The sequence below is a fragment of the Streptomyces sp. NPDC057445 genome (assembly GCF_042802855.1).
GTDB lineage: Bacteria > Actinomycetota > Actinomycetes > Streptomycetales > Streptomycetaceae > Streptomyces.
In genome coordinates this window covers 23,309-33,486 of record NZ_JBHVDH010000017.1, presented here as the reverse complement: position 1 = coordinate 33,486, position 10,178 = coordinate 23,309, and the positions used below count along the sequence as shown (strand labels likewise).

Below are 10,178 nucleotides of genomic sequence, written 5' to 3'. Positions count from 1 at the left end.
CTCCACCGAGGTCGACCAGCGGCACATCATCCGCGTCCGCCCACCCCTGCGCCGCACCCGGTTCACCACCGAGGTCGACCAGCGGCACATCATCCGCGTCCGCCCACCCCTGCGCCGCACCCGGTTCACCACCGAGGTCGACCAGCGGCACATCATCCGCGTCCGCCCACCCCTGCGCCGCACCCTGCTCTCCACCGAGGTCGACCAGCGGCACATCATCCGTGACCCACGACGAGGTCGACTGATGGGCAGCTGGTGTGACACTGCCTTGAGACCGAGGTGAAGCGTCGCCGTCCCCCGTACCTTCCTGGGTGTTGGTCTGCAGAGGGAATTCTTCGGGAACGGTGGCCATTTCGTCACCTCATTGACGATCAGGGGTGGCGGCCGAGCCGCCTGCTTCACTTGGTGCAGGACATGCGCCTGTCGACGCTAGGGAGCGCGGCCGTGGCAGAGCACTCCGCGCAGCCACCCCTCCCGTCTGGAGGGATCTGGGGCATTGGAAAGTTCGGCCGAATCCCTCCAGGCGGTCTCGCCTTTCAGCGGCGTCGGCCAACGAAGGGGGCCGTCTGTGGACTGTGAGTCTCGGAGTGAGGCCCGCGCTGCGGTTGCGGCTTGAAGACCGGGGAGCCGGTCGCCTGACGGGCCCCTGCCGCGGCGCTGAGGCGGTCACGAAGGCTGATGGCCCGTCCGGTGTCGATGCGACTTTGGACGAACTCCGAGCCGTAGCGCTCGATGGCGCTGCGAACTTTGGCGCTGGTCGCGCCGTGAAGCATGGACCGGGTGAACATGCCGACTGGAGGACGATCGGGGTCGAAGCCAAAGCGCACTACGCGGCCGTGCTCGGAGTGAGTTGAAACTGCCACGTACAGGTCGAGGGAGCTGATCGCTCCATGCCGGCTGGGCCCGAAGGGGGCGACTGGTGCGTCTATGAGCCGAAGCAGTTCTTCGCGTATCCCCCGGCGGTCCAGCACTGCCTGCAGCACGTCAGGGCCGGTGGCTTGTTCGAGAGTGGCCACGCTGAACTGACCGACTACAGGTCCCGTAGGCCCGAAGCCGAACTGCATCACCTTGCCGAACCTCGCGCTGTTGGCAACGCGAACGAACAAGGAAGTGCCGTCAACGGTGGTGTGTTCGCTCGGCGTTGACGATGCTCCGGCGGTGTTGAGCAGGTGCAGGAGGCTGCGACGTAGTTGCTCGCCCTCGGACAGCTCGGTTGACGGATCAGCCGCTGCTTGCTCCTCTTCCTCTGCTTCGGCAACCAGTTCCTCGGACCCAGCTTGCAAGACCGTTTGCAGCGCCTCTTCCCATTCGCGCTCGGACTCCATCTGCGCCGCGAGTTCAAGGTCGGGGTCCGTTTCGAGTTCCGGATCTGCGTCGCGGTCGGTCCCCTCCGGCTCAGGTCCTGACGTCTGGGTCACGTCCACGGCCGGACGAGGCATGGCTACTGCCTGGGGCTGGATGGGCTGGCTCGCAAGCGCTGCCCGCGCGGAGAGCCGGTAGACGTGCTCGGGCAGCTCGAACGCGGTCAGGGCAAGCTCGGCGGCCGCCGCTTGGATGGTTGCGCCGTCGACAACGGTGGCGTCCAGCAGATAGGAGCGTTCGCCGCCTCCATGAGGGTGGTGATGGGTCACCAAGGCACGACCGCGGATGCGGGTGGCTCCGGGTGCGGGGATGCCGCCACGACCGGTGGGCGCCTTGGCATTCCCGCGGTCGTCCAAGACGAATTCGATGATGTCGTCGTCCTGAACGAAGTCGGATGCCAGACGCAGGCCGATGGGCTGTCCGTCGGTGCCGAGGACGATGTCCCCGCCGGGGTGCTCGATGGGGAGGTTGCGGGGTAGGTGCCAGCGGCTGTCGTCGTCGAGGGTGAAGGCCATAGCGCCGAACTCGGTGTCCGACCGCTGGAGGATCTCCCTGGGCCTGTACTCGTCGTTGACGGTGAACCAGGCCCACTCGCCCTGTGCCAGCTTGTCGGCCCAGCGGCGACCTTCGGTGGGCTGTTCGGGACGGTTCGTCTGCTCTTCGAAGAGACGCCACAGGACGTCGCTGGGCGAGTTGGGGTGCCCGTGCGCGCGATCGTGATGGGCGCGTTCTTCCAGGATTGTGTGGTTCAGGCGGACCATGTCGTCCCTGCTGAGGCGGGTGCCCAGCTGGGGGTCGCTCCAGTCGAGCTGCGCCCTGTCTGCGAGGGTCAGTTCGGTGAGCCGGCCTGCGAAGTCACGGGCCTCCTCGAGGGACGTCAGGCCCTCCAGGGGCTCGGGTGTGACGACGAGGTCGCGCACGGCCTCGGGGGTGAAGTAGAGGTCGGGCAGGAGTCCGTCGAAGGGCAGGCCGCTGCCGGCGGGAAGCACTTCGTAGGTGTCGGTGGAGGGGTTGTGCCGCAGGGCGAACTGCCCGTCGGCGGTGAGTTCCACGAGTTCCCGGTCCTTGGCCAGCTTGCGCAGGTCGGTGCGGCGCTGCCGGGTCAAGCCGGGGATCTTGTCGTAGATCAGGTGGGTGCGGACCTGGCCCAGGGAGGCGAAGCGCCGCTGTGCCGGGGCCACTCCCCCTGTCGGGGCTCCCGAGGCCAAGGGAGAGGCCACGAGTACGTGACTGGTGGAGCGGATGTTCTGCAGGCGCTTGCCGGTGGCCGCGTCCAGCACCTGGACCCAGCCGATGCTCGCGCCCTTCTCCGAGGCCGACTCCTGGACCCGGACGAGCAACGGAACCTCGAGTGGCTCCAGGGAAGAGCGCAACTGGCCCTTTTGATGCGGGTTGTTGACTTCGCCCTTCCACCAGAAGGTGCCGTCCGCAGCGGCTACCTCTCCGATCTTCTTGACCGTTGTGGTCTCGAAGGCGTCCGGGCCCGGCATGGAGGGCTCGACCTGCTCGGGAGCGGGGCTTTGGGCCGTGGTCTGGCGGGCGGGCGCCTTCAGGCGCTCGCCGGTGCTCTCGTAGTACTGCCGGGCGTAGCGGTCGTCGCGTTCGTCGAGGCCCTGTGTGACCAGGGCGTGCAGGATCGCCTGCTTGATGTCGCGGCCGTGCTCGTCCCTCCAGTGGAAGGCTTTCAGTTGCAGTGCCCGGAGGGTGGGGTTGGCCATGTCCCATGGGAAAGGGCGCCCTTGGGCGTCGCGGAGGCTCTCCAGAGCGTCCGCGATGCGGTTTGCCCTCTCACGGGTCTTGATCCGCTCGCCCCAGGGGCCGAAGACGCCGGTGAGCCGGTCCGGAGCGCGGACCTCGTAGCGGTCCGGGGCGACCGTGATGATCGCGAGGCGGCCGCCCGAGCTCAGGTGAGTGCCAGCCTCGGGCTTGCCGTGCTTGCGACAGAGTTCGACGAAAATCTGCTGACTGCGCTGATCCGGGGCTGGCTTGTAGTGGACGACGCTGCTCAGGTGTGCTTTCAGCAGCATGTTGGGCTCGGCGCCGGGGTCGGCCTTGTTGTCCTCGGCGGTGAGGACGAAACGGGGGGCCGGGACGGGGGCGGGCTCTGCCGCGGGCGCGGCAAGAGGCTGATCCTCGGGGACTCCGGCCAGGTAGCGGTTGAGCGCGACGGCGGCGCCCTCGGGACTGGCGTAGGCGGTGCCCTCGGCCAGGGCCAACTGGCCGTCCGGGACGAAGTGGTAGCCCTTGGGACTCGCCACGATCGCGCCCAGGCGGGCTCCGTTGCGCGTGACATCGTGGATGCCGCTTGGGTCGGCCGCCTCGAGGGTGAGCGCCGCCAGCTCCTGGCGGAGGGCGTCCAGGCCTCCGAGCTGTTCTGCGTCCCTTTGCAGGTTGCGGTGGTGTGCTAGTTCGGCGCGCAGCGCATCTCGCTGCGCGACGGCGCGCACGCTTTCTGCGGTGTCCTCGTGTGTGGCGTACGCGTTGAGCCACTGGTCCAGGGCGGCGGCGCTGGCTTCGAGCTCGGCCGCCTCCATGCTCTGGGGCGCGCGGGAGACCAGCGGGGGCTTGGGGGCGGGCTCCACCAGGACGGGGGCGGCCGCGCCTGGTCGCGGCGCTCGCTCGGGACGGTCCAGCAGGGTGACGAGCTGGGTGGCGTCCCGCCATGCCAGGACCGCTTCGAGTCCGCGGAAGTGGCCGCGTTCGTCCTTGAACGTGTGGGGTCCGACCTCGTCGACTTGGACCCATTCGCCGCTCTCGCGCAGCAGGACCTCGACGCGGGTGCCGTCCGGGCGCGGCTCGAGTTCGGCCACGGTCCAGCGGTCGGCGCGCTCGCTGTATCGAAGCTTCCGCAGCTCCCTCAGAAGGCTGGTGGCGGGCACCTCGCGCGAAACGTACGGCTCCGGAGCGGGGGACGGCCTGGTGGGCGGCGACGGCCTTGCAGTGCCGGTGCCCGGCACTGCGACGACGTGCTCGCTGGTGAAGGCGAGCGGCCGTCCGTCCTCACTGGTGCCGGTGTAGGACGTGCCGTCGGCCGACTTCACGGTGACGGTGCTGTACAGCTGCTGATCGCCGACCGCGTGAGCAGGGTGGTGCTCATCAAGGATGCGGACTCGCAGACCCGCCTCAAGCGTGGGCGGGAGGCTCGGGTCGGCGGCTATCCAGCCGTCGGGGGCGGCTTGGGTGCGGTGAAGGCGGTCGTGGGCGGCTTCTTCGCCTTCCACGGTGCCGGCCTCGACGGGCATCTCGATCCGCCCACGGAAATGGACCTCAGCACCGACGGTGCCGGAGAGGAGGACGGACTGGCCGAGCTCGACCTGATCGGCGCCGACGGGGTTCCAGGCCACGAAGACCCTGCTGGCGCCGGTCCCGTCGCCAGCCTGCACCTTGACCAGCTGGTCGGTGCCGCGGGTCTCCTTGGAGATGACCTTGCCCAGCGTCGGCTCCAGAGCGGGCCCCGGTCGTTTGGGCCGCCTCTCGCCGGTCGCCGGGTCAGGAGCGGGAACGCGCATGTCGGGAGCGAGCGCCAGGCTGGCGTGGATGCGCTCGGCGTCGTCCTTGTCCGCGAAGACGGCTTCGTAGGGTTCCTCGCCCGGGGGACGGATCCAGATGGCGTCCTCGCTGGCGCGGTGCACTATGACCCAGCGGCGACCGGCGTCGGTGGCCCGGGCGCGGACTTGGAGCATCGCGGTTCCCGTGGCCGGCGCGTTGCCCGGCTCCGGCGCGTCGGCTATGTCGGGGCCGTCGCCACGCTGCGCGAGGCCGTGTTCGGCGGGGGCACCGGTGTAGGGCGCGGGCCGGGGTACGGATGCGACAGGTGCGACGAAGAACGCCGTTCCGGTCCGGATGCGGTCGATACGTGTCCCGGTTGCAGCGTCTTCGATGTCGACGACGCCGCGCGGACCGAACCGGAGTCGGGCAAGGACCGGTTCCGCAATCGCCTCCTTGCGGCCCGCTGCCCGGCCACCCCACCACACAACGCCATCCAGCGAGGCCAGTGCGTTGGTCTCGGCGGGCTTCCTGACCTCGAAGCTCTCCCGAGCTGGAGCCGCCTCCTTCAGGGGCGCTTCGGTGGAGGCCGCGCGGTCGGCCTGCGCGTCCGGCCCGGTCGCCGCCGCAGGCTTGTCGACAGAGGGCTCCTCACCAGGGTCCGGTGTGTCGGCGGACTGCGCCGCCGGGGCCGGGGCGCCTTCGGCCACGGCACCTCCTCGGGACGCGTAGCGCTCTTCGGCGAGGTCGCGCAGATCCTCGATGTACTGCAGGGACCCCAGGTCGAGGCCGCGCCTGCCGCGGGTGGCGGTGACGTAGGCCAGGCGCAGTTCCTCGTCTCCGGGCAGCTCGGCGTCCTGGCCCGGTTCGGTGCTCGCCTTGGGGCCACGGAAGTCGGTGCCGACCTGCACCAGCAGCCACTCCAGTCCCTTGGACTTGTGGGCGGTCGACACGATGAGGTCGGCCTCGTCGGCGTTCTCGGTGAGCTGGCCGACCATGTCGATCAGCGTGTCCGCGCCGTGCTCGTCGACCAGGCGCACGAACGACTTGAGCTGCTTGGCGCTGTCGTGCTTGTCGACGTAGCGGCGTACCTGGTCCCAGGAGCGGAAGGGCACCAGCTCGGGATGCTTGCGGGTCTTGCCCTTCTCCTGCAGTTCCTTCGCGCCCTCGGCCATGCGCTGCAGTTCGTCCCCGCCACCGACCATATGCACCGCGCGGCCTTCCTGCAGTGCGACAAGGACGGCGGCGACCACGCCGGTGTTGTTGCGGCCCAGGACGGCGTTGGGGGTCTCGATCGACCCGATCTCGGTGGTGATCGCCTCGTTGCCCTCCATCAAATAGGGCGAGTTGAGCAGCTTGAGGAAAATGTTGGCTATGTCGGCGACCTCGGGACCGAACCTCCAGCTCTTGTTCAGCGGCAGTTCGATGTCGGCCGGCCAGTCCTCGAGCGCGTTCTCCGCGCCGCGGAAGCCGTAGATCGCCTGGTTGGGATCGCCAACGATGACGACCTGGGCGGCCGGGCCCTGGCCAGGACGCATGTTGTCGAACACGACCTTACGCAGCACCGGATTGATGTCCTGCGCCTCGTCGAAAATGATCGTGTCCGCTTGGATCCTGGGCCGCGACAGCGCCCAGATCTTGAGGTAGTCGTCGTGGTGGAAGTTCAGCTCCCGCGACACCGGGTCGGTCTTGTCCTGCCACGCCTCACGTGCGTGGGCGAGAACCTCACGGCGCAGACGGCTGGGCCGAGCCGCGACCTCGAGCAGGGGGTGATCGAGGTCGGGCACGTGGTCCAGACCGATCACGTCGGCGTCGCTGTTGCGGAAGTTCTTGATGGCTTCCTTGACCAGGACGACGATGTCTTCCGGCGCCAGGTCGTCGCCGCCGTCGATGTGGGGATGCGCCCGCACCCCGAGGAACTCGGCCCAGTCTGCGTTGGCGTTGGTGCCTACCCCGCCGTCCTGCTGTCCGTCCGCCACCTTCTGCGCGAGGTCGGTCGAACGCATGTCGCGGGCCGCGAGGGAGTGGGCAGTAGAGACGCTGACGTGCCTGAGCCCGGCGAACTTCTTCCGCGCGTCCTCGGCATTCGCCGAGTTGAAGGCCAGGTACGTGATGCGCCGGTTCAGCATCCGGCGCGCCAGCGCAACCATCGTGCTGGTCTTGCCAGTGCCGGCCAGGGCCTGGACGGCCACGTTGAGGCCGTTCTGGGCGGCCACGATAATGGCACGCTGCTGCGCGGTGAGCGGGTAGTCCTCCGCGTCCTGCGCCTTCTGCTCGTACTCGGCGCGCAGTTCCAGGGTCAGCGCCTGTCCGAGCCGGTCCCGCGTCTGCTGCCAGACTGCGTCGAGAGCCTGAATGCGGGCCCGGGCGCTCTTCTCCAGGCGGCCCGCGATGGCCGCCGTCTTCGGGTGGTTCCGCCAGCCCCCGTGGTTGGACTCCCAGCGGCCTGCGCCCTGGTAACTGAAGTGCTGGCTCTTGAGCCACTCCCGCAGCTCGGCGTCGCCCTCCCTCGGCTCGGTGCCGGTCACGACCACGTTGGTGCGCAGGGCCTCATCGCGGAAGACGGCCAAGCGCTGGGAGGGGCGCGGGTTGGACTCCTCCCAGCGCTGTCCGGCCCCCAGGTCGGCCACCGGCACTATGAGGGACTCGGTCAGCACCGCCGTGGGCGCCAGGGCAGGGTCATCTTCCGTCGCGTTCACAGCGGCCGCCGGACCGCTCACGGCCGCCACGGTGACTGCTGCCGGTGCGGCCAGCACGGATGTGTCCGGCGCGTCCGGTGCCGCGCTTCCCATGCTGTCGTCCGTCCGCGGCATCTGACGCTCTGCGTCCGCCTGGGTGTCTGCCGTCTGCGGGGTGGTGGTGTCGAGCGCCACCCGCCCCTTCGTCGGCTCGGTTGCCTCCGGCGCGTCCGGCGTCGGGCCGCCCTGCAAATCCTCGCGGCGCATCTGGTCATCGATGGTGTCGTTGAGCTGCTCGTTGACTATGTTCGCCGACGCAGGCTGAGGCACCGGTCGTTCGCTGTCCGTGGTGCGGCGTTCCCGCTCACTAGCGGGCCGTGCCGGGTGGGGGGTGCCCGTCGGCGTGCTGCGCCTCAGTTCGGCCGCTGCCTCCTCGATGAGCCGGGTGTAGGCCCGGAAAGCACGGACCTCCCTCGGGTCGGAGTCCAGTCCTTCGCCGCCTTCCAACGTCCACGCCCAGTCGAGAAGGGCGCGGTGGACCTCGAGAGGGCCGGTGACCTTGAGCGTGCCCCGACGGCCCTGCACGGCCTCGGTGAGGGACTTGCGGGTGTCCGGGTCGTCCATTGCCGCGGTCTCTTCCACACGGAGGAAGTCGGCGAGGGCCTCCGGCATCGTCAGGGTGACGAACTGGTCGGGCTGGTCCCACGCGTACCGCAGCGGTTCGTCCGACGGGTTCGTCGTCTCGTTCGTGTAGCGACGGTCACTACTGCTCGCCTCGTCACCACCTGTGGGAGCCGGGACAGCGTGGTCAGAGCGGAGCTCTGGGCCTTCGAGCTCGGCTTGTGCCAGGCTCGGCCTCCCGTCGGCTTGTCCAGGTTCCCCAGCGGGCCCGGCTTGTGAGCTGATCGCCAGCCCCTCGCGAGGCTCTTCCACGACCATGTCCGCAGCCACACCGGGCTGCGCGTGAATGGTAGCCGGGACTGGCGCAGACTCGGGGGCTGCCGCTTCGCTCAGCAGGCTCATCGCCCGCTCTGGGGCACTGTGGTAATTGATCCCGATCACGTGTGCCATGGCGGCGCGCCTCAGCTCAACGCATGCTTCGTGGAGGTCGCCGCGGGCTTGGTCGCTGAGATCGCGTGCGAGTGCAGCAAGCTCTGCCCAGTCCATGGCTTCGGCCAAGGTGGCAAGGGCCGGCCACTCGTGGTCAGAAGTGCCATCGGCAAAGACTGGCGTTGCGAGCCGGTCAGCGACCCCGACGAGGTGGGCGTACGACGTGCGCGCGTCGGCAAAGGCCGGGTCGGTGCCCAGCAGGTCGGCGGCCTCTGCCCGCACTGCATCGACCGCGGCGAGCGCGTGCGTGCGGCCCTGGATGACGTGCTCCACCTGCCGGTGCCAAGGCAGGACCTGCGGATCGAGCGGGTTGATGTCCCAGTGCCCCATGCGCACGGGGTAGTGCATGCGCGGGTCGCGAAGAACCCGCCGCAGCTCCCCGTCCGACACCTCAGGCGCTTTGGCGAAGGAAGGCGGTCCGGCCGGGTCCTCGTCGTCGCGTAGGCGCCGCATCATTCCGCTCGCGGCGTCGAGCTGCACCTTGAGCGCGATGGTCTGGCCGGTGCTGAGGGTGGTGTGGCCGTCGATGCGCCATCTTTGATCGGCCTTGGTCAGCCTGCCACGGACCTCCATCTCCGATGCCTGGTGCGCCGCCAGTTGCTCGCGTCCGCGGTGGACGGTGATGCCGTGGCGGTCCGGCCGATCGGCGAACTGCTGACGCCATAGCAGGTGAACCGCCACCTCATCGCCCTGCCGCAGCCACTGCTGATACAACTCAGCGTCGCCGCGACGGACCGGGATCACGTAGCCGGCCTCCTGCTGGCGCCGCCGCCACCCGGATGGGGCGAGCTCCTCGAACTGAGCCTCGATCCCGTCGGCCCTCGCGTCTTCCCCGCCTGTGCGGTTCCAGGCATCGGCCATCATCTGGATCAGCCCGCGGCCTTCGCCATCGCGGATCCACAGGCTGTAGTTCCGGTGCCAGGGCACGGGGTTGCCGCGATGGTCCCGCATCTGGTGCAGCTGCTGTGCCCACGCCAAGGCTTGCGTCCGCGAGACAGTCTGCGCCTCCAGGACGACCGGGTGTGCGGTCACGTTGCCGCCTGGCCGGCGGACCTGGACCTGCCATTCGCCGGGTTCCACCTCGACGGTAATCAGGTGCTCGCCGAGGGCGACAGCCTCCCCGTCGGCCTTCGGCGCGTCCTGCGAAAGCCTGACCGTCTCCTGTGCCTTCGGGTCGGAGTTGTCCGGCTCGTACGGTGCTGGCCATTGCACGCTGTCGTCCGCTGACGCGAATTGAGCCTCTTGTGCCGCCTGAACGTCCCCGCGAGTGGGGGCAGGCGCGGAGCTGCCGAGGTACAGCTGGCCTTCCGGCAGTGCGTCGGTGTTAGGTGCGATAGGCGCCGGGCCGCTGTCAAAGTCCTCACCGCGCATCTGCGTCCATGGCCGACCGGCCTGCGCCGACTCGGCGGACTGTGGGTCTGTGGCGGGCGCGGGTGCGGCTGCCTCCCGCTCCGGCGCCGAGGTCGGGGCGGTGGTCCCCTGCAGCTGCTGGGCCGCGATCTCGACGTCCTCGAAGGCCTCGGCCCAGTGCTGGGCCACGGC

At 69.4% G+C, this 10,178-nt stretch carries 2 protein-coding genes (1 of these 2 cut by a window edge); one reads left to right on the top strand and one right to left on the bottom strand.

Annotation, left to right across the window (positions count from 1 at the left end):
- Positions 1 to 283, top strand: a 283-nt coding sequence (locus tag ACFU5O_RS27705) for a hypothetical protein (protein WP_384244678.1), incomplete at its 5' end; no start/stop codon positions are given.
- 253 nt (positions 284 to 536) lie between these two features.
- On the opposite strand, the gene ACFU5O_RS27700 is transcribed toward ACFU5O_RS27705, so the two are convergent.
- Positions 537 to 10,178, bottom strand: partial view of a UvrD-helicase domain-containing protein gene (locus ACFU5O_RS27700; protein ID WP_384244677.1) — the final stretch only. The gene runs 17,658 nt beyond the window's last position; 9,642 of the gene's 27,300 nt are visible here — the last part of the coding sequence; its start codon lies off the right edge, out of view — the gene reads right to left on this strand; its stop codon occupies positions 537 to 539.